The organism is Lacrimispora algidixylanolytica, from assembly GCF_003609635.1.
Lineage (GTDB): Bacteria > Bacillota > Clostridia > Lachnospirales > Lachnospiraceae > Lacrimispora > Lacrimispora algidixylanolytica.
The window spans coordinates 1-22837 of the sequence record NZ_MCIA01000033.1; the positions used below are offsets into that span (position 1 = coordinate 1).

Genomic DNA, 22837 nt, shown 5'->3' on the forward strand with positions numbered 1-22837 from the left:
CCAGTAGCACCAGTAGGTCCAGTAGGTCCAGTAGCGCCAGTAGCGCCGGTAGCACCAGTAGGTCCAGTAGGTCCAGTAGCGCCAGTAGGTCCAGTTGGCCCGGCAGGTCCAGCAGGTCCAGTAGCGCCAGTAGCGCCAGTAGCGCCGGTAGCACCAGTAGGTCCAGTAGGTCCGGCAGGTCCAGCAGGTCCAGTAGCACCAGTAGCGCCGGTAGCGCCGGTAGCACCAGTAGGTCCAGTTGGTCCGGCAGGTCCAGTAGCACCAGTAGCGCCGGTAGCGCCGGTAGCACCAGTAGGTCCAGTTGGTCCCTGAGCACCGGTAGCGCCAGTAGGTCCGGTTGGTCCGGTTGGTCCCTGAGCGCCAGTAGCGCCAGTAGCACCAGTAGGTCCGGTTGGTCCCTGGATACCCTGAGGCCCCTGAGGTCCTACAGGTCCCTGAGGCCCTTGTGGTCCGGTAGGACCGTCAGGTCCTGGAATACCCTGAGGTCCAGTAGGTCCGGTAGGTCCCTGGAATCCTCTAGGTCCTTGAGGCCCCTGAGGTCCTTGAGGTCCCTGAGGCCCACGTGGTCCCTGAGGTCCTTGTGGTCCGGGACATCCTCTTGGCCCTTGTGGTCCTACGCAGCAGCCACCGCCACCACCACCACAACCGCAGCGGTTCCCGTCCCAATCTCTACAATTATTCATTATAACTCCCTCCTGTCAAGGCGAAATATATTCTTGTAAATGTTTTTGTAGATGAGTATAGTTCATAAAGGTTTTACTTTCCTTTATAACATATCATATGTAGGAAGTCTTAAGTTTGATAGAGACAAAATCAACTTGATCTACAAATGTGAGTATATGCTCCTAAAAAAGGGGGTTTTAATTTAAAAACAGTAGTTCCTGTAAAATAAAGGTGTTACCTGGATTTGAAATTGATGAGGTATGTGATAATAGAATAATTTAACGAGTTAGAGAGAAGGTTTTGTCCACTGATTTATAAATGAATTGTGGTTGAGGAAAGAGTAGCAGGTCAGATATGGGAATATAAATTATAATTCATTTTATGCATTAAAAAACGCTGGAGTAGCACCTCTTGAATTGAGTGATTCTCTGGGGTGTCTCCAGCGCTTAAAAAAATTATATAAAGGTGCTTCAATCATATTTTGAAAATTCTGATTACTGTATTTTAAGCATTAAATCCTGATGTTCCATGGTGATTAGCAGACGGTATATATCATGCTTCCATGCTGTTTGCAGGCGTTTATCCATGATAGGGATCTTTTCCTTCTGTATACTAGATGACCCCGTTACGAAAAGTTTCCCTAAATTCCCTATACTTATGAAATCCTCTGTTACCTTTGGCTCTTCGTAAAACATCAGGGATAAGACCGCTTTTCTAAGGCTGCCTTCATAATGATCCGTTATCACAATTTCATTTCCTTTTTTATGAATAGCGGTGCGAAGGTAAGATTGAATTCGTTCGTCGGGATAGGCAGAGGACAGATCCATAGATATCCTGTTTTCTGTTGGACTAAACTGGTGAGTTATCTGCTTTGCCATATACTCTTCGCCATCCTTTTGGAGTATCTGTATATCACCGTTAAAAAAAGTCGGGAGATTGTGATAACACGACTGCATGGTCCAGATTTCGTACCGGTCAGGGGAGAAAGTCTTTTTGCTGTAAGTTTCCACCCCTACATCAATCAGAAGTGGGAGGCCATCTTTATATATGGTAATACTACCGGTATCGTTGTGGTTGTGACTGTCGTTGTTATCCCCAGCCTTTACCGCCAGACAGAAGTGGTCATCTCTGGAAATAAAAATCCCCACACTTTCGTACCAGATGTCTTTATGGTTAATGTTAGATGTTTTATCCCAGGACATCATTTCGCTATGGGTAAAAATGGTCTGGAGTCTGTAAAAAAGATTGTTTTCCTTCAGAGTCAAAGGGTCATCGCTATTTTGATAATCGGAGGCGGCAAAAGCCATCAACTCCTGGTTGCCAGTCATTTTTCCAAACAAAAACTCTCTTGCACCACAACGGCCTGCAACAGGTGAGCAGTCTGCGAAGTTCACGTAATAAACATCATCGACGTGAACATTTATTATGTAGGAGGCTATGTTTTTTATTTTGACGGATTTATAAACGGAGGAAAATGCATGATCGGTTATCTCATTCAGCAGAAAAAGACAGTTAAACAGGCATAAGCCGGCGTGGCGGAAATACTGAGCGCCTTCATCGCAGCAACCATCATCCCCGTATTCCGAAAGAAAATAATCCATGCTTTTCACTGCCTTATTCATGATGGATTCTTTTTCTTCTTTTGGCAGGTCACGGCTGAATGCAGAAAGAAGTATGTTTTGGGTGCACCAGATGGTCCAGTTATTCATCTGACTAAAGCCGTCACCCATCCACCAAAAATGTTCCTGAAGATATGGCGTAAAGATACGTTCCTTCAGATTTTTGTTGATCATTTCTGACAGAAAAGGGCTGATATCGAAAAGTTCTTGCCTTAAAAGATATTCTGCAATGGAGACGACCGAAGCTGTCTCAGCAGCAAATAAATCAATGACAGGTCTGGTGACATCTGGAAGAATGAACTGGGGAGTATCACGGATATAGGAATTATGAGCTGGTAAGTGCCAGGCATTTTCCTCGCAAATTACATAAAGCCCGTTTATAATATCATCAAGAAAGCGTCCTTTGTGCTCTACACATTCTGCTAAAACAAGACTATCCAGCGCGATCCTTCTTAAAAACTGCTTGTCTTCATATCGATTCCGGTTTCCTGTTCTTGTAAATTCCATGAAATCTGCGGCAGTGAGAGAAGGGTAATCAAAATCAAGATAGACCTCTCCGTTTTGTATAATCCGTTCTTTCAAATCTTCAGGAAGTGCTTCCCATTGATCCCGCTCAGAAGCTTGAGGATATGGATGGAAGTTTAATAATGGTTTATTTATGTTATTTGCAAGTTCTGTAATCACAATGTTTTCTCCTTATTCTTCCTCGTATTCACGTACCGTGTTATGCTGAATAAATTCTCTTGGGGATAAACCAGTAACTTTCTTGAAGACTTTACTGAAATAAAAGGCACTTTCAAAGCCAAGCTGGTCAGCCGCTTCATATATTTTCATATCTTGTTCCAGGAGTAGGGTTTTTGCTTTATTCACCTTTGCCTGAGCGATATATTCAGAAAAGCCAAGCTGGCAGTTCTTTTTAAATAGTATACTTAAATAATTTGGGCTTAAGCCAAATATACCGGCAACCTCATTTAAACTCAGTTTCTCAGTTATATGATTGTTAATGTACTTTTGTACGTTTGTGATGACATGTGCTTTATAGGTTTTTCGTTTGGACTTTAAAACATCACAAAGTCCGTCCCGGAACGTGGACATCCACTCGGAAATCTGGCTTACCGTAGTAAATCGGTAGATGGAACGGTAGCCGTCATTGTATGCAGAAAATATTTCAGCCATATTTTTTTCTCCATCGGGGAGAAGAGAGAGTGCAAGATATAGGATATTGCAAGCTCCATCAGCCGCCTGGGAAAAGCGCATCGGGTGGGATTCAAATAGTTCAATAATCTCCGTAAGTGTCTGATAAAGCACGTCCGTGTCAAATTCATTAAAGGCTTTTGTAATTTCACTTTTAAATACAGAGATATTAAATGCATTCCGCATTAAGGCCGTATCTGATGAAGTGAAAATTACGGCTGGTTCGGAGTCAGAAGATCTTGCAAATGCCTGGCGTGCCTCCTGATAGGACTCACTGATATTCAGTGGATGAATGACCGGGGTACCTACTCCTGTGAATAAGGAAACATTAAAATAATTATGAACCATCTCTGCCGTATTTATGAAACACTGGGAGACAATATCCTCCTTGAAATTTTCTGCTTCGGGGAGATGAAAAATAACTGCAAAGTGCTTCATATCTAAAGAAAAGACATAAGCAGGAAGATGCTTGCCGATTATCTCTTTTGCCATTTGTAAGGTGCTGTTATAAAGGTTCATTAGCTTTGTGTAATCCATGTCTTTATGACTGTCTTCTCTGATTTCGCAAAATGCAGCAAAATAGCAGCTCTCAGCAAAATCCAGCTTCAGATCTTTTGCCTGCAGCAAAAACTGTTCCTCGTTTTCAAAGAGATTATGGAGAAGCCTCATGAAGAATTTTTCAAAATAGCTTTGAAGCAAGGGACGTCCTGATTCTTTGTATTCCAAAGAGACCTGAAGCGTATCCAGTCGTGATAACGCCTTTTTTACAGCTTCTGATAGAGCGTCTGCGTTTAACTCCAGCTTAATGAGATAATCAATGGCTTCATAAGACATCGCCTCTTTTATTAGTTGGAATTCCTCATAGCTGGTGAGGAAGATAAAAAGGGGAATTCGTCCATATGTCTCCCTGCTGGTTTTTGCAAGCTCCAGACCGTTCATAATGGGCATGCGGATATCGGAGATAACAATTTCAGGTGAGTATTCTTCAATCATCTCAAGGGCATTTTGCCCGTTAACAGCCGTTCCGCAAATCTCGATTCCATAATCAGCCCAGTTTAACATGGACTTTATTCCAATTTGAACCAGAGGTTCGTCGTCTGCAATCAATAATTTCGTCATAATCTTACCTTTCTGCTCCCTGGTTGTCGGTGTAGCGTTCATATGGAATCCGGATGCTCATGGTGGTAAATTCTCCTGGTTGGCTGGTAATTGTTATTCCGTAATCCGGGCCAAAATCATGTTGAATCCGTTTGTTTACATTGCTAATTCCAATATGACGGAAGAACTCAGTGTTGTTTGCACTATCAGCGTCATCTTGCATTACCTTTTCAATCATTTCCGGTGTCATGCCCACTCCGTTGTCTGTAATATCTATTTTAAGGATCTTTAAAGGAGAAGCCTCCTCTTTCTGAGCAGAGACAATGATATGGCCTGCTGTTTTCGTCGGTTCGATTCCGTGAAATAGAGCGTTTTCTATAATGGGCTGAAGCGAGAAGCGGTGAATCCGGCATTGATACAGATCCTCAGACGTGATCTGGTATTCAATGGTAACGCTGCCGCCATAACGGTATTGCTGAATGAGGAAATAGTCTTTTACCAGTTCCAGCTCTTCTTTTAAAGTAATAAAGGAGGCGGTTCCCTTTGAAACATTTTTTAACAACCTTGCAAGAGCTGTTGTCATATCCGCAATGCCGGTGGCATTTTGTATGGTAGCCATCCACTTAATGGAATTAAGGGTATTGTATAAAAAGTGTGGATTAATCTGGCTTTGGAGTATCTGGTATTCCAAATCCTTTTTCTGCTTTTCATCGGCAACCTTTTTATCCAGAAGAGTCATAATGTTTTCTGACATGCTATTAATGCCTTTTCCTACCTGTCCAATCTCGTGATCCCATTCGATTTCGGCATCTTTGGAGAAGTCTCCGGTGGAAATTTTAGATAGTTTACTGCTCACCTTGCGAATGGGGTCCATAATAATCCTATTTAAGAAAAAGATTAAAAGGATACCAAGGGAAAGGATGAAGAGACAGATTCCCAGTAGCAGAAGCATGTATAAATTCTTCTGTTGTTTAAACTGCTGTTCGGATAAAACTTGTATTAAGCTGAAATCTCCAATTCCTTCGATGCCTTCAATAGGGCGTTCCACAACGATACGCTTTTCACCCTGCTCGGTGGTGACTGAAAGTACCTGGGTTCCCTGGAATAAGGCGTTTGTTTCAGAGTACTGGCTTGGATTTTTGTAAGGGAGTTCTGTTTCCTTCCAGCTTCCCAAGTCATAGATATAGTTTTTTCCTCCAATGGTTAAAAACAGGGAACTGTCATCAGGAAGAGGGTAGGACGAGAGATAACGAGTGAATAGTCGTGTGGATATTTCCACATAAGTCCAGCCAATAATTTCTGAATTAAACTCATTGTAAGCTGGGCGTAATATAGGAATAATAGTATCTCCACCTATTTCTGCGAGAGGGTCGTTAATCAACCCGATCCAGAGAAAGTCAGGTGAATCATAAAGCCTCTTAAAAAAAGGCTTCTGACTGATAATCTTTGCTGCATAGGAAGAAGAATTATTTGTAGTAATCTGTAAAAAATTGTTTTCATCAATAGAAGAAACAAGGACCCGCGAAATATAATCATAGGATCGAGTGTTATAATACTCTTCCTTTAATCGGTTATGAGTGGAGAGGGCCATGGGGCGCAGGTTATCGGTATCATTTTGTACGGAAGGAAGCTTTTGCCGATGTTTAAACGCTTCCAAATAACTAATTATGGTAGAATTGGAGCGGCACCACTTGCTAAAGTATATAATGTCTTTCATATCTGCAGCAATGTTATTGCTGGCAACTTGTAAATTAAATTCTGCTGACTGAATCTGATTCTTCCTTAAAAAAGACTGAAAGACAGAAAAGCAGATTGAAGTTGTAAGAATTGTAATAAGCAGGGTGACAGAGGCTGTAAGTGCCATGAGCTTGCCCCTTATGGTTTTTGGTATGAACCTCTTCCACATAAATGGTGTCCCTTCTTTGGCTTATGGAGAATTGACCTACGGTAACATCTACAAAGTTAGCGTATTTTTTGTAAAATGTCAATGAAAAACAGGGCTTCATTTTGTTTAAAACTTGTCAATATGTATGCAAAAGAGAAATAGTGCTGATAATCATAAGATATTACATCTTTAATTCCAGATCATTCAATTTTTGAATAAATATTGAATCTTTTCTAAAAGAATTTCCATTCTTAATCTTACATGTTTCATATATAATTCAGTTATGGTAAATTCTTAAAGATGTAAGAAGTTGCTTTTTAATTTATTCAAATCAGGAGGGTATACAATGAAAAAAAGAACGCTCAGCCTTGCTCTTGCTTGTGCAATGGTAATGACCAGCCTTGCTGGATGTGCCGGTGCAGCAAAGGATGCCACAAAGGCATCGTCCGAAAGTTCGGCAGCAGAGACAAAAGCATCAGAACCAGCAAAATCGGCAGAAGGTAAGACAACACTAAAGTGGTCCGTTTGGGACATCAGCAAAACAACATACTATCAGCCACTGATTGATGCATTTGAAAAGTCTCACCCAGATGTAAAGATTGAAATGGTAGATTTAGGCTCTACAGATTATCAAACTGTCCTTGCAACGGAATTAACAGGAAGCGGTTCTAATTTCGACGTAGTAACTGTAAAGGACGTTCCAGGATACATGACTCTTGTAAATAAGGGCGTTTTAGAGCCTCTAGACAGCTACATCCAGTCATCTGGAGTCGATTTGACCCAGTATAAAGGTCTTACTGATCAGATTAAGGTAGAGGATAAATTATACGAACTTCCTTTCCGTAATGATTTCTGGGTAATGTTCTATAACAAAGATATTTTTGACAAAGCAGGCGTAGCTTATCCAACCAATGATATGACATTTGAACAGTACGACGCTCTGGCAAGAAGCCTTGCAGTTGATACACCAGGACAGGAAGTATATGGTGCTCACTATCATACTTGGAGATCTGCTGTACAGCTTTTCGGTATTCTTGACGGCAAGAATACGATTGTAGATGGAAAATATGAATTCTTAAAACCATACTATGAGATGGTATTAAAAGAGCAGGAAGATGGCGTTACTCAGGATTATGCAACTTTAAAAACCAGTGGGCTTCATTACTCCGGTGCATTTGCACAGGGCAATGTAGCTATGATGAATATGGGAACATGGTTCATCTCTACAATAATGGATAAAATTCGTACAGGTGAATATACAGACTGTACCAACTGGGGAATTGCAAAATATCCTCATGCCGAAGGAGTTGAGCCTGGTTCTACTCTTGCAACCATAACATCTCTTGCAATTCCATCAAATGCACCAAATAAAGACCTTGCTTGGGAATTTATCAACTTTGTAAGCAGTAAAGATGGCGCAGAGATCCTTGCTTCCACGGGAACCATCCCTGCAGTTATGAACAAAGCTGTGTCTGATCTGGTTTCCGGAACCGATGGTTTCCCTAAGGATGATAAAACAAGCGCAGACGCTCTTAATACTTCTAAGCTGTATTTAGAGATGCCAGTAAACAAAAAGAGTTCTGAAATTGAAACAGTTTTAAATGAAGCTCATGATGCAATCATGACAGGTAGCATGTCTGTCGATGACGGCATTGCACAGATGAATGAAAAGATTGGTGCGATTTTAGCAAAGTAAATGTTAAGAGTCAACAGAGGCGGGCGAAAAAGCCCGCCTCATTTAAAGAAAACTTCTGATTTGATCATAGAAATAAAGGAGGAAAAGCATAAATGGCGAAGACAATAACAGAGTCGCAGAAGCAGGAAAAAATCACAGCCTTACAAAAAGAGCGGGAAGCTTTCAGTCTTAAGCTCAGAGATGCCGTAGGTACGCGTAAACGTGATTCACTGATTGCGAAAATCGAAAAAATAGATGAGCAGATAAAAAAAGAGAGAACCGGAGAGCGGTTTACCAGGCAGGAAAAGAGGAATTTAATCGCATATTCCTTTATCGCACCTAATTTTATCGGATTTGCTTTATTTACCCTTGGACCGATTATTTTTGCTTTTGTCCTTGCGTTTATGAAATGGGATGGAAACAGCCCCATGGAGTTTGCAGGACTTAAGAATTTTATAGATATGTTTTCAAATGACAGATTCCGGGCTTCCTTTGTAAATACCATTGTATACTGTCTGGCAACAGTACCGTTAACACTGGTCAGTGCTCTTGGACTGGCAATTGTGTTAAACCAGAAAGTAAAAGGAAAAAACTTTTTCCGTACGGTTGGCTTCTTCCCTTATGTAGCCTCCTTAGTCGCTGTAGCGGCTGTGTGGAACATGTTATTTAGCCCTATGAAAAGCGGTCCTGTCAACATGCTGCTTTATAATCTGGGAGTACATGCAAAGAGCCTACCAAAATGGTCCGCAGACCCTAACTGGGTTATGTTCACCATCGTTTTGTTCAGTGTATGGAAGAATATGGGTTACTATATGGTAATCTATCTTGCTGGTCTGCAGGGAATCAATGGAGAACTTTATGAGGCAGCAGGACTTGATGGCTGTAATGCATGGCAGAAATTCCGCTATATTACCTGGCCTCAGCTTCAGCCTACTACATTCTTTGTAACCATAATCCTGACCATTAACTGCTTTAAGGTTTACGACATCGTCTATATGCTGGCAGGTGGCTCCAATGGTATCGTCAGCTCCCAGGCAATGGTTTTAGTTTATCACATCTATGAAGAAGCGTTCCGTAACTGGAATTTAGGTTATGCAAGCGCAGTTGCTATGGTATTGTTCTTAATGGTACTTGTCATCACACTGGTTCAGTTCCGTGGTGAGAAGAAATATGCAAACTAAGAAAAGGAGGATTCGAAATGAAAGTGAAAAGCACAAATTATAAAATCAGAAGATGCCTCCTGTATGTGGTTTTGCTCCTTCTGACCGCTGCTATGCTGGTACCATTTGCGTGGATGCTCTCTGCTTCCTTAAAACTAGATAAAGATGTCTTTATCTTCCCGATTCGGTGGATCCCCCAACATCCAAGATGGCAGAACTATCTGGATATCTGGACCAAGATTCCCCTTCTCACTTTTGTAACAAATACGATGAAGATTACTCTGATCGTTACCACGTTACAGCTTTTAACCAGCAGTTTTGCAGCTTATGCATTTGCAAAATTAAAATTCAGATATAAAGATACATTATTTATGGCTTACATTGCTACCATTGCAGTTCCATGGCAGGTATACATGGTACCTCAGTTCATGATGATGAGAAATTTCGGGTTAAATGATTCCCACTTAGCTATTATTTTCCTTCAGGCATTTTCCGCTTTCGGCGTGTTCATGATGCGCCAGTTCTATCAGGGAATTCCAGATGAACTTTGTGAAGCAGCGAGAATCGATGGCATGAGCGAATACCAAATATACGCAAAGATCATGTTACCACTGTCAAAACCAGCACTTTCTACCTTGACCATATTCACCTTTGTTAATACTTGGAACGATTTCTTAGGACCACTCATTTATTTGAAAACAGAAGCGAAAAAGACTCTGCAGTTAGGACTTAAAATGTTTATCAGTCAGTATAGTTCAGAATACGGTCTCATTATGGCCGCCTCCGTACTTTCTCTGATTCCGGTACTTATTGTGTTCTTATCTCTGCAAAAGCATTTCGTTGAAGGTGTAGCTGCTACTGGTGTGAAAGGCTAAGGAAATGGAAATAATAAAAAATTTCGTGGACAATATCCATAATGAAGCTTATAAGGATCTGTATCTCTCTCCGGTCATTGACGCAGGAACCTATGTGTTTTTAGGTGGTCGAAGAGAAGAATCTTTAGATGGCTCATGGAATTTCTCTGTAGATATGTATGATAATTGTCTTAGAGCCAAATGGTTTCTGGAAGAGAAAACGAATTTAGAGGGGCAGATGGTTCCTCTGGATTACGGATTTGATGACTGGGAGCAAATCCCGGTGCCAGCAGTATGGAACCTTGTAAAACCGGAATATTTTTATTATGAGGGACCGGCGGTTTATAGCCGCCGGTTTCTTTTTGATAGAAAAGTAGATGGCCATGTGTTTTTAAGATTTGGCGCAATCTCGTATGAAGCCAGATTCTTTTTAAATGGTATATTTCTTGGCGTTCACAGGGGAGGTTCCACCCCTTTTTGCGTAGAGGTCACAACTCATCTAAAGGAAGAAAACCGATTGATTGTGATTGCAGACAACACCAGACGACAGGACCAAGTTCCCAGTGAAAACACGGACTGGTTCTTATACGGTGGAATTTATCGGAGTGTCTCTCTTTTTTGTGTTCCTGACATCTATATTAAAGATATGAAGGTGCATCTAAAAGACTGGGAGAAAAAGAGAGTTTGTGTATCTATGTCCTTAGGTGGAACGTCCCGCTTCAAAGGAGGAGAGGCTGTTTTTTCCATACCAGAGCTTAATCTGGAAGAGTCCGTTTTTGTGGGATCAGATGGAAACGCGGAGATGGTATTTGAGGTGGATTCGCTTTCTCTCTGGAACCTGGACAGTCCAAAACTTTATGATGTAGAACTTACTTATCGTCTCCATGGAACGATTCTGGATCAGGTCAAGGACCGGATTGGCTTTCGAAGTCTAAAGACAAAAGGAAATGAAATCTTATTAAATGGAAAGACCGTTTTCTTAAGAGGAGTTTGTCTTCATGAGGAGTCAGAGGAACATGGAAAGGCAGTAACCAAAGAAGATATCCGCCAGGCATTTTCAAAGGCCAGAGAGATGAACTGCAATTTTATTCGTCTCGCCCATTATCCTCATACAGAATGGGTCTCCCAATTGGCAGATGAAGAGGGCTTTCTTTTGTGGGAGGAGATTCCGGTATACTGGTGGATTGACTTTGCCAATGAGAAAACTTTAGTGGATGCGAAAAATCAGCTTACGGAGTTAATAACCAGGGATTATAACAGAGCCAGTGTCATCATATGGTCTGTAGGAAATGAAAATCCGGATACCGATGAACGGTATCACTTTATGCGAGAGCTGGCTCAGACGGCTAGAGCCTGTGATGATAGTCGCTTGATATCCGCCGCCTGTTTAGTGGATGCGGTGAACTTAAGGATTGCAGATCGACTAGAGGAACACCTAGATGTCATCGGATTTAATGAGTATTACGGCTGGTATGATCCGGATTATGAAAAGCTGATTACGATATTAGAAGAATCTAAACCGGATAAGCCTGTGGTGATCAGTGAATTTGGCGCCGATGGATATATTTCTACCAGTCAGTCAGGCAACCAAGTGCGAGGTTCCGAAGAGGAGCAAAAGGAAATCTATGAAAAGCAGGTGGAGCTGTTTAAAAAGACCAGCTACATTCAAGGAACAGTCCCTTGGATTTTATTTGATTACCGTACGCCAAAGCGTCTTGGTGTTTATCAAAAGGGATATAACATCAAAGGGCTGGTGAGCGCTGATCGGAAAAGGGAAAAACCTGCGTTTTCAGTCATGAAGAATTTCTATGAGGAGGTAATAATAGATGAGCAAACAGATTGAGACTTTATTTGAAGATAGAATAGAACTTACGGAAGTAGAATGCAGCAAGGCAATGGATTTTGCTGTGGAACAGGTGCGGGATAATCTGAAGGAATTTACCCATTCCTTTAAAAAGGCATATAGCGAGGAAGGGTTCTATCAGCCAACCCCCAATGTAAACTGGACAACGGGATTTTGGACCGGACAGATATGGCTTGCTTATGAGTGGAGTAAGAATGAGGCATTTGAAACGGCTGGAAGAATTCAGATTGAGAGCTTCTTGGAGAGAATTAACGATAAGATAGAAGTGGACCATCACGATATGGGCTTTTTGTATTCCCCTTCTTGTGTTGCTGGATTTAAATTGGCAGGAGATGAAAAGGGAAAAGAAGCCGCAATCAAAGCCGCCGATCAGCTTATCAGCCGGTTTCAGCCGGTTGGCGGGTTTATCCAGGCCTGGGGTCCTATGAATCAGCCAGAGAATTACCGCTTTATCATTGACTGTCTGCTTAATCTACCTCTATTATACTGGGCCACTGAGGAAACAGGGGATCAGAAATACCGGGAGATCGCAGAGAAACATATCCACACTGCCATAGCTAATGTAATCAGAGAAGATCACTCTACTTGGCATACATTTTTCATGAATATGGAAACAGGGGAGCCAAGTCACGGTGCCACCTGTCAGGGATACCGGGATGGATCTGCATGGGCAAGAGGGCAAGCTTGGGGTGTCTACGGCTGTGCCATGGCGTACCGCTATACAAAACGTCCAGAGTACATTGAAGATTTTAAGCACGTAACCGCTTATTTCCTAGAGCATCTTCCTTCTGATTTGGTTCCTTACTGGGATCTGGAATTTGGCGAAGGATCAAAAGAACCTAGAGATTCCTCCTCTGCGTCTATCGCGGCCTGTGGAATGTTAGAAATGGCAAACTACATGGAAAAGGAGGATGCCGCCTATTATACCTCTCTGGCGAAAAAGATAATGGCTTCCGTAGTAGAGCATTATTCCGTTAAGGATAAAAAAGATTCCAACGGACTTGTACTTCACAGCACCTATTCTAAAAAATCTCCTTACAATACTTGTACGCCAGAAGGCGTTGATGAGTGTAATATTTGGGGTGATTATTTCTATATGGAAGCTTTGACCCGGTTGTCTAGTGATTGGAATCCATACTGGTAATATTCAAAAATTAAAAGAGAGGTGAACTTATATGAAGCTTGATACGAAGCAGGATTTTAGGCAGTGGATGTTCCAGGTGTTAGACCCATTAAAGCCTTTATACAGTGAAGGGTGTGCAAGGCTTCATCTCGGAGACAGCGGTGTTACCTATCCAAAAGTAAGTGCAGAGATGGAGGCCTTTTCCCGCCCATTATGGGCGCTGGTGCCTTTCTGGCTTGGCGGTGGAACTGGATTTGAAGACATATACCAAACGGGACTTAAAAACGGAACAGACCCAGATCATCCGGAATACTGGGGTGGTTTTGGGGACTATGATCAGAGGTTTGTTGAGATGGCAGCCATTGCCTGCGGCCTGATTTTCACTCCGGGGAAGGTGTGGGAGCCTCTTGATGAAAAGGGAAAAGATGACCTTGCCAACTGGCTATATGCGATCAATGAACATATTATACCAGATTGCAACTGGCAATTTTTCATGATTCTTGTCAATGTAGCCCTTAAAAAGCTGGGACGACGTTATGACAAAGATCGTCTGAAATCCGGTTTGCTAAAAATTGAAAGCTACTATACTGGCGATGGCTGGTACCGAGATGGAGGCTCTAGTCAGAAGGATTATTACATTTCCTTTGCTCTCCATTATTATGGACTTATGTATGCCAAGGCCATGGAAGCTGAGGATCCTGACAGATGTTTGCGCTTTAAGGAGCGGGCAGTTTTGTTTGCCAGAGATTTTCTTTACTGGTTTGATGAAAATGGGGCGGCACTTCCTTATGGAAGAAGTCTTTCCTACCGTTTCGGGCAAGCAGCCTTTTGGTCGGCCTATGTATTTGCAGGACTTGATGATATACCAACAGGTGTTGTAAAAGGCATTATCAGCCGTCATATCAGTTGGTGGATGGATCAAACCATGTTTGACCGGGACGGTATTTTAACCATCGGCTACAGCTATCCAAACCTGATTATGGCAGAACGGTACAACGCACCTGGTTCCCCTTACTGGGCAATGAAACTACTTTTATGTCTTGCACTTGAAGATGATCATCCATTTTGGAAAGCAGAATCAGAAGAACTTCCTGAACTATCTGAAATAAAGTTGTTAAAGCAGGCTGATATGCTCATGCACCGTAATGGCAAAGACGTGATATCTTATCCCGCAGGAGTTTGTGAAAAGTACGGACACGGCCATGTTCCGGAGAAATACTCCAAATTTGCTTACTCCACTAGATTTGGTTTTTCTGTTGCAAGAAGTCAGATAATACTTCATGAGAATGCACCAGATTCCTCCCTTGCCTTTGTTATAGATGGGGATGATTATGTATTTGTGAGAAAGTACAGTGATAGTTATGAAGTACTGGAAGATAGGGTCATCAGCAAATGGCATCCATTTCCAGGAATTCAGGTTACATCAACCATTATTCCAGTGGAACAAGGTCATTTGAGAATCCATGAAATTGAAAGTGAGTATGATTGTACTGCTTATGATTGTGGTTTTTCCGTGGAAAAGTTTACAAAAAGCTATGAACAAAAGGCAGAAGGCGAAAAATCTTCTGTTACTTACGATACCCAGGGTTGCCATGTATCTGGGAAAGGGCCAGAAGCTCAAGGAATTGTCATAGAGGCAGATCCAAACACTAATGTACTTTACCCCAATGCCTCCATTCCGGCAGTATCTTACCGAATCAAAAAAGGAAAATTCATACGCTTGGAAACTGTGGTGACCACCTTTATAAATGGTTAATACGTTTTGTTATAGATTGAGATAAATTACGCGATAAAAAGTTTGGTAAATAACAAAAACAAGATAGCTTCTTTTACTTGAGTGGATTATAATAAAACCACAGTTTGAATCAAAGGAGGGGTTTCTTTATGGAACTGAAAACACCAAAACTGGAATGGCTGGAGGATCCGCAGATTTTTGCGGTCAATCGTATCCCGGCTCATTCCGATCATTGTTATTATGAATCCGCGAAAGAAGCACAACAAGGGGAAATGGGGCTTCGTCAGTCTTTAAATGGGATATGGAAGTTTTCCTACGCAGATCATCCAGAGAAAAGGGAAGAGCGTTTTTATGAGGTTGATTTTCCTATGGATCATTTCGGGACAATTGAGGTGCCCGGTCATATTGAACTAAATGGATACGGCCAGTGCCAATATATCAATACGATGTACCCTTGGGATGGACTGGCAGATATCCGTCCGCCCTTTACCGATAAACAAAACAATCCGGTTGGCAGCTATGTTAGGGATTTTGAGCTGGAAGCACCTCTTATGGATAAACGCCAGTTTATATCCTTTCAGGGAGTGGAGACTGCGTTTTACGTGTGGGTGAACGGAATCTTTATCGGCTACGGGGAGGACTCATTCACCCCATCCGAGTTTGAGATTACTCATGCACTAAAAGAAGGAACAAATCGCCTTGCTGTAGAAGTTTATAAAAGAAGCAGTGCCAGTTGGATCGAGGATCAGGACTTTTTCCGCTTCTCCGGTATTTTCCGTGACGTTTACGTTTATGCCATTCCTAAATGTCACATAGAGGATGTATTCATTCACGGAGATGTTTCCGATGATTATCAAGATGGCCTGTTTCGGACAGAGCTTAAGTTAATGGGAGATATGAGCGGTACCGTATCTGCTATTTTGCGAGATCGGGATGGAAAAGAAGTAGTTTCATGGGAAGCAGTGTCTGTAAATGAAAGCGTGGAATTTTCTGCTCGTATTGCCAATGCCCATCTATGGAGCGGGGAAAATCCTTATCAATATGAACTGATAATCGTGCTTACCGATAGTCAAGGAAATGTAACTGAGGTGATTCCTCAAAAATTAGGATTTCGTCGTTTTGAAATGAAAAATCGCATCATGCATTTAAACGGAAAACGAATTGTATTTAGAGGAATTAATCGGCATGAGTTTAATGTGAGACGAGGACGCAGCATCACAAAAGAAGATATGATGTGGGACATCCGTTTCTTAAAGCGCCATAACATCAATGCGGTGCGAACATGCCACTATCCAGACCAGAGTCTTTGGTATGAACTTTGTGATGAATACGGAATTTATCTTATTGATGAGGCAAACTTAGAAAGTCACGGCTCTTGGCAGAAGATGGGAGCCATCGAACCTTCTTGGAATGTGCCTGGCAATCTTCCGGAATGGAAAGACTGCGTTGTGGACCGTGCAAAGTCTGTGTTAGAACGAGATAAGAACCATCCAAGCGTTCTCATCTGGTCTTGTGGAAATGAGTCTTATGCAGGGGAAGACATTCTTGCCATGGCTGACTTTTTCAGGGACAGGGATCCTGGCAGACTGGTTCACTATGAAGGCGTATTTCACAATCGTGCGTATGACAACATCAGTGATATGGAAAGCCGGATGTATGCAACGGCTGCCGATGTTTCAGAGTATCTGTCAGGGGATCCAAAGAAGCCCTTTGTGCTTTGCGAATATATGCACGCTATGGGCAATTCCCTGGGAGGCATGCATAAGTATACGAATCTAGAAGATCAGTATGATATGTATCAGGGTGGCTTTATCTGGGATTATATGGATCAGTCCCTGATGAAAAAGGATGCCTATGGAAAAGAACACATGACATATGGTGGAGATTTTAAAGATCGCCCCACGGATTACAGCTTCTGCGGAAATGGTATCGTGTATGCGGACCGAACCGAATCACCCAAGGCCCAAGAGGTTAAATATCTATATCAGGATATCCGCCTAACCCCTGATCTAAATGGTGTAACCATTGAAAATAGAAGGTTGTTTAAGGACACTTCAGATCTGGAGTTCGTGTATACCGTATTAAAGGATGGAGAGCTCGTCTTTGAAAAAAGCATAGATGCAAACGTTGACCCATTAAAGTCTCAATATGCTCCTGTCGATATCCCGAAATTTACAGAGCCTGGAGAATATGTTCATCAGGTATCTGCCCTTTTAAAAGAGGACACCTTATGGGCTGATGCTGGATTTGAACTCTCCTTTGGGGAACATGTTTTTGTGGTGGAAGGGAAAACAAAAGAATCCGTTCAAGAGTCTTTTAAAGTTATATATGGTGATGTTAACATTGGCGTCATTGGAGAAGGCTTTCGGATCCTCTTTTCTAGACAAGAAGGTAGCATTGTTTCCCTTGTCTATGATGGCAAGGAATGGGTAGGAAGACCGCTTATGCCTGTATATTGGCGAGCTACCACGGACAATGATAAAGGAAACAAGTTCTCTGTCAACAGTTCCGTCTGGTACGGCGCAGGCCGTTTCTTCCGTTACGACAATAAGGACTGTCAGGTGGAAGAAGGAGATGGCTTTATTAAAGTTTCTTATCTCTATGAATTATCCACAGTGCCAAAATCCTCTACCAAAGTTACTTATATTGTAGATGGAAAAGGCAGTATTTTAGTAAAAGCAGTGTATCAGGGACAAAAAGGGCTTCCTCAGCTACCAGCCTTTGGGTTGAGACTGATTACCCCGGATGCGCTTAAGACGTTTGCATGGTATGGAAAAGGGCCGGAGGAAAATTACTGCGACCGTAATCAGGGTGCGAGACTTGGAATCTATAAGGATACCCCGGAAAATAACTTATCTCGGTATCTGGTACCTCAGGAATGCGGGAATAGGACAGAAGTCCGTTGGCTGAAGGTATCTGACATGGAAGGCCACTCCATTGGCTTTAGGGCGGTTAATCAGCCTTTTGATGCGTCTGTTCTGCCCTATATGGCGGAAGAACTGGAATCAGCCACTCACAGAGAGGATCTTCCATTGGTTCGTTATACTGTTGTCAATATATTAGGCGCCATGAGAGGAATCGGCGGTGACGACAGCTGGGGAGCACCAGTTCACCCAGAGTATTGTATCAGTGGGGAAAATGAGCTTATAACAGAATTCATGATTGAAAAAAGATAAATAATAGATGGCAGGCAAAGAGGTTGGAACGTAGACTTCTTTGCCTGTCATTTGTCATGCAAATGCTTTTAAAAGGGTTGATTTTCTTTGTTAAGAGTGGTAATTTGGTAGAAGAATAAAGTGACAAAATGAAATAATAAGTCTTGTATATTGAGAGAGTGAGGAGAAGTCATGATTATTGATTTTGATAAGACGGAAGAAAAAATACTGCCTCAGTTTAATGGGGGAGAAAAGGAATTTAATACTAGAATGTTTTTGGATGACCTTAATAAGATTCAAAGAGGGAGATTGGCTCCAGGAGCTTCCATCGGAATGCATACCCATGTTACCAATAGTGAGATCATTTACATACTAGAAGGGGAAGGAACCGTCTTGTATGATGAAGGAGAAGAATCTGTAGAAGCAGGGCTCTGCCATTACTGCCCAAAAGGACATGCCCACAGCTTAATCAATACAGGTGAAAAAGAACTCATATTTTTTGCTGTTGTACCGGTGCAGTAAAAGAAGGGGGAATTTATGAAGTATTTTGGAGAAGGTTTAAGTGAGGATCATAAGGAACTAAATAAGATAATACGGAAATTACCGATCTGCCGTTGGTAAACGAACGAGACAGATTGTTGCAAGTTTACAGCCAGGAGATATGGTCAGAAAGGTTACCCCCGATGCCATTGATAAAATACGACTGGAAGGTGGTGTAACAATGGATGAGGATTCTAAGTGGCTTCTAGAATTTTGGGGAGGAAAAGATGTGGCAGGGCTCTTATTAATGCCACCCACCCGTCATGTTATGCTCCACTTAAATGACTGCTGTAAATGGAAGGAAGCCATACGAGGGAAGAAGAAACTGTATCTGGTTTGATGTTAATTATCTAAATGTTCATAAATTACTTGACAAATGAAAATATTGGCAGTATCCTAGTTATTGAAAATAATTATTAAATTAAGAAAAGGAGGCAGAGACCATGATGTGCAATAACAACATAATTAGATTTAGAGGAATTGGCAATGTAGTAGTTAATGCGAAATTCATTCAATCTGCCTCACGGAACATAGAAATCTCTTGGATGTAACAAACAAGGGATAACAGGCTCTTAATAAGAGTATCTTTGTGCATGTGACCGCAGTCTGGATGACTGCGGTTATTTTTTTGTGAATTTACCGAAAAAGACCGCTTTGCGCTGTTTTTTTCGGTTTTTTTATGCCTGGGTGTAAATACCCATGTTTTAAAACGTTTAAAGGAGGAAGTATGAAGAACTTGTGGAAGTATTTAAAAAAGTATCGTTTTCTGTATGTCCTGGCGATTGCTGCGATGTTCATCAGTGTATTTCTTGATGCCATGTCTCCGCAGATCACAAGGCACATTATTGACGATGTGATTGTGGGGGGAAATATGAAAATTCTTATGAATTTGCTACTCGCACTCATAGGAATTGGATTCGGAAGGGCTATTTTCCAGTACACCAAAGAATTTATCTTTGACTATGCGGCAGCAGGGATTGGAAGTGGGTTAAGAAAAGATCTGTTTGATCATATCCAGACCTTGTCCATGGATTATTTTGACGACCATAATACTGGGGAGCTGATGGCAAGGATCAAGGATGATGCAGAGCGAATCTGGAATGCATTCGGTTTTGTCGGAATGTTGGTTTTGGAGTGCACCATTCATACGGTAATCGTTATTATCTGTATGTACCGGATTAGTCCAATTCTGACCTTACTGCCATTGGCAATCATGCCGCTTATTGCTTGGTATGCACTCAAGATGGAGAAGGGGCTTGGAGAAGTTTATGACAACATCAGCGAGCAGACCGCAGAATTAAATACCGTAGCCCAGGAAAATCTTGCCGGGGTTCGTACGGTAAAAGCATTTGCCAGAGAAAAGCATGAAATCAGTAAATTTAAAAAACACAATAAAAAGTATTATGATTTAAACATGCAACAAGCGAAGCTTCTCATTCGTTATCAGCCAAATATCTCATTTCTATCTAAAATCCTGATGATTTCAGTTATTGTCATCGGAGGGATACTAGTCATCTATGAGAAGATGACCATCGGTGAATTAGGCGCGTTTTCTGAATATGCCAACAATATCATATGGCCAATGGAAATGGTGGGCTGGCTGAGCAACGATCTGGCAGCAGCCGTTGCATCCAATAAAAAAATCAAAGCGATTATGAATGAAAAGCCTGTCATTAAGGATGTGGAAAATCCCGTATGGCCAGAAACCATAAAGGGAGACTTGGTATTTAACCATGTAAGCTTTGAACTTGATGGAAAACGTATCTTAGAGGATATTGATTTCACCTTGAAAAAAGGAAAGACCCTTGGTATCATGGGCGTCACTGGTTCTGGAAAAAGTTCCATTGTCAATCTGATTCAACGGTTTTACGACGTTACAGATGGTACCATATTATTAGATGGGGTGGATGTAAAGGAGCTTCCTTTGTCTCTGTTACGAGGACAGATTTCTGTTGTTATGCAGGATGTCTTTCTGTTTTCTGACAGCATCTCAGAGAATATTAAAACCGGTAATAAGGATGCCACGGAATGGGAGATGGTACAGCAGGCTTCCATATCGGCAGAGGCTCACAGTTTCATCTCAAAGCTTTCAGAACAGTATGATACTGTAATTGGAGAGCGTGGCGTAGGGCTATCAGGAGGGCAAAAGCAGCGCATTAGCATTGCCAGAGCCATTGCAAAAGAAAGTCCTGTGCTGATTCTTGACGATTCCACTTCAGCTCTTGATATGGAAACAGAGAGAGAAATCGAAACGCATCTATCAAAGTTAACTCATAGTTCTAAAATTATCATTGCCCACCGAATATCTGCGGTTCGTAATGCGGATGAAATCTTAATCCTGTCCGATGGAAAGATCATAGAACGGGGAACACATGACCAGCTTATGAAGAAACGTGGTCAGTATTATAAAACATATCAGGTCCAATACGGAGAGGAGGAAATAAAATGGCAGTCAATTCAAGCAGAATAGATGAAGAGCAAAAGGAAGTACTAAAAAAGGATACCATACTTCGTATGTTTCGGTATTTGCTGGATTTTAAAAAGCAGATCTCAGTGGTTTTGTGTATCATGGCAGGAACCATTACCATAAGTATGTTGACTCCCCTCATTATGGAGTATGCTATTAATGTTTGTGTGGTACAAAAGGATGTAAAAGGACTTCTTATGCTTGGAGCGGGAGCATTGATTTTATTTCTTCTGTTTCTGGCAGGAACCAAGATCCGCATGCGCCTTATGGCACAGGTGACCAATAAGGTGCTCTTAAACATCAGGGAAGAGTTGTATCAGCATATTCAAACCCTAAGCTTTGGCTTTTTTGACAGCCGACCAACGGGAAAGATTCTTGCCAGAATCATTGGAGATGTGAACTCATTAAAAGATGTATTATCAGATAGTGTAACCCAATTAATTCCTGACCTAATAACCGTTATTTGCGTAGCGGTCATCATGCTCATTAAGAATTATCGTCTTGCCATGGCAGCTTTACTTACCTTACCTATCCTTGCAATTGGTCTGTTTCTAATTGAAACAACGGTTCATAAGAGATGGCAGGTATACCGAAAGAAGACCTCTAACTTAAATGGATATGTTCATGAGGACTTGTCAGGAATCCGGATTATACAAAGCTATGCAGCGGAAAAAGAAACAAAGAACATATTTCATGATCTGGTAGACCAGCACTACAAATCTTTTATGGATGCGGTATTAATCGCAGACAGCTTCGGTCCACTAGTAGAGATAACTTGGGGACTTGGCGGCTTCCTTCTTTACTTTATTGGAATTAAAATTATTGGTGTAGAAAATGTGGGAATTGGTACGTTTCTTGCATTCTCAACTTATATCGCAATGTTTTGGAGCCCCATCCGTAATCTGGCTAACTTTTACAATAAGTTAACCACCAACATCACTGCGGCAGAGCGTATCTTTGATATTATAGATACAGAGGCAGAGATCGTTGACCAGGAGGGAGCAAAAGAGCTTCCAGCATTAAATGGAGAAGTGGAATTTAAAAATATTTCCTTTGCCTATAGCGATGAACCTGATCGTCTGATCTTAAGTGATGTAAATTTCATTATAAAGCCAGGTGAGACCATAGCGCTAGTAGGACCAACCGGTGCAGGCAAGACAACAATCGTCAACCTGATCAGCCGTTTTTACGAAGCTATAGAAGGGGATGTTTTAATCGATGGACATGAGATAAAAGGAGTGACATTAAATAGCTTACGAAGTCAAATGGGCATCATGACACAAGACAATTTCCTTTTTTCAGGTACCATCCGGGATAATATCAGGTATGGACGACTTGATGCCACAGAAGAAGAGATTATAGAAGCAGCAACAGCGGTCAGTGCCCACGAATTTATTATGAAACTGGAACAGGGGTATGATACGGTGATCAGCGAAAGGGGTGCCGGGTTATCCATTGGGCAGAGGCAGCTTTTGGCATTTGCAAGGACTATGGTTTCAAAACCTGGAATTTTAATTCTTGATGAGGCAACCTCTAGCATTGATACCCATACAGAACTTTTGGTGCAAAAAGGAATCGATGCACTTCTTACAGGAAGAACCTCTTTTATCATTGCTCACCGCTTATCAACCATTCGAAAAGCAGACCGAATTTTTGTCATTGACCAAGGAAATATTATGGAAGCAGGAAGCCATGAGGAGCTTTTAGCTCTTAAGGGTGCCTACTATAATCTGTATCAAAGCCAATTTGCTTAGACCTTAAAAGGGATTGACCGAACCGGAGAAATGCAATAGAATAGAAGGCGA

15 protein-coding genes are annotated in these 22837 nt (G+C 41.7%); 11 read left to right on the forward strand and 4 right to left on the reverse strand.

Annotated features, from left to right (window positions below; all coding sequences use genetic code 11):
* From BET01_RS22180 to BET01_RS18215, 4 genes are all read right to left on the reverse strand, one after another.
* Positions 1–379: hypothetical protein (locus tag BET01_RS22180; protein WP_243117271.1), on the reverse strand; the 379-nt coding region annotated here is incomplete at its 3' end.
* Between the two features lie 778 nt (positions 380–1157).
* Positions 1158–2966 (reverse strand): heparinase II/III domain-containing protein, encoded by a 1809-nt coding sequence (locus BET01_RS18205; RefSeq protein WP_120198305.1) that lies wholly within the window; start codon positions 2964–2966, stop codon positions 1158–1160.
* Positions 2967–2978: 12 nt separating this feature from the next.
* Entirely contained in the window at positions 2979–4595 is a 1617-nt protein-coding gene (locus BET01_RS18210) for an AraC family transcriptional regulator (protein ID WP_120198402.1), read from the reverse strand.
* 4 nt (positions 4596–4599) lie between these two features.
* Positions 4600–6438 carry a sensor histidine kinase gene (locus BET01_RS18215; RefSeq protein ID WP_243117272.1) on the reverse strand — a complete coding sequence of 613 codons (1839 nt, stop codon included), beginning with the start codon at positions 6436–6438 and terminating at the stop codon, positions 4600–4602.
* A gap of 367 nt (positions 6439–6805) precedes the next feature.
* On the opposite strand from BET01_RS18215, the gene BET01_RS18220 reads away from it, so the two are divergent.
* From BET01_RS18220 to BET01_RS18270, 11 genes are all read left to right on the forward strand, one after another.
* Complete coding sequence (locus BET01_RS18220; RefSeq protein WP_120198307.1) at positions 6806–8155, forward strand: ABC transporter substrate-binding protein; 1350 nt, start codon at positions 6806–6808, stop codon at positions 8153–8155.
* A gap of 92 nt (positions 8156–8247) precedes the next feature.
* Positions 8248–9315, forward strand: coding sequence for a carbohydrate ABC transporter permease (locus BET01_RS18225; RefSeq protein WP_207667654.1), 1068 nt, complete (start codon positions 8248–8250; stop codon positions 9313–9315).
* Positions 9316–9332: 17 nt separating this feature from the next.
* Positions 9333–10169: a carbohydrate ABC transporter permease gene (locus BET01_RS18230; RefSeq protein ID WP_120198308.1), complete on the forward strand. Its 837-nt coding sequence runs from the start codon at positions 9333–9335 to the stop codon at positions 10167–10169.
* Between the two features lie 4 nt (positions 10170–10173).
* The gene (locus tag BET01_RS18235) at positions 10174–11991 is read left to right on the forward strand and encodes a glycoside hydrolase family 2 protein (RefSeq protein WP_120198309.1); all 1818 of its coding nucleotides are present in this window, start codon (positions 10174–10176) and stop codon (positions 11989–11991) included.
* Complete coding sequence (locus BET01_RS18240) at positions 11975–13156, forward strand: glycoside hydrolase family 88 protein (protein WP_120198310.1); 1182 nt, start codon at positions 11975–11977, stop codon at positions 13154–13156. The genes BET01_RS18235 and BET01_RS18240 overlap by 17 nt, the downstream gene beginning before the upstream one ends.
* Before the next feature lie 31 nt (positions 13157–13187).
* A complete protein-coding gene (locus BET01_RS18245; RefSeq protein ID WP_120198311.1) occupies positions 13188–14891 on the forward strand; it encodes a DUF2264 domain-containing protein in 1704 nt (567 codons plus the stop codon).
* A 128-nt stretch (positions 14892–15019) separates the two neighbouring features.
* Complete coding sequence (locus BET01_RS18250) at positions 15020–18046, forward strand: glycoside hydrolase family 2 TIM barrel-domain containing protein (RefSeq protein ID WP_120198312.1); 3027 nt, start codon at positions 15020–15022, stop codon at positions 18044–18046.
* A gap of 171 nt (positions 18047–18217) precedes the next feature.
* Complete coding sequence (locus BET01_RS18255) at positions 18218–18547, forward strand: cupin domain-containing protein (RefSeq protein ID WP_120198313.1); 330 nt, start codon at positions 18218–18220, stop codon at positions 18545–18547.
* Positions 18548–18686: 139 nt separating this feature from the next.
* Positions 18687–18905, forward strand: a complete 219-nt coding sequence (locus BET01_RS18260; protein ID WP_120198314.1) for a hypothetical protein — start codon at positions 18687–18689, stop codon at positions 18903–18905.
* A gap of 387 nt (positions 18906–19292) precedes the next feature.
* The gene (locus tag BET01_RS18265; protein WP_120198315.1) at positions 19293–21035 is read left to right on the forward strand and encodes an ABC transporter ATP-binding protein; all 1743 of its coding nucleotides are present in this window, start codon (positions 19293–19295) and stop codon (positions 21033–21035) included.
* Positions 21011–22786 (forward strand): ABC transporter ATP-binding protein, encoded by a 1776-nt coding sequence (locus tag BET01_RS18270; RefSeq protein ID WP_120198316.1) that lies wholly within the window; start codon positions 21011–21013, stop codon positions 22784–22786. Before BET01_RS18265 ends, BET01_RS18270 begins: the two co-directional genes overlap by 25 nt.
* Positions 22787–22837 lie beyond the last annotated feature (51 nt).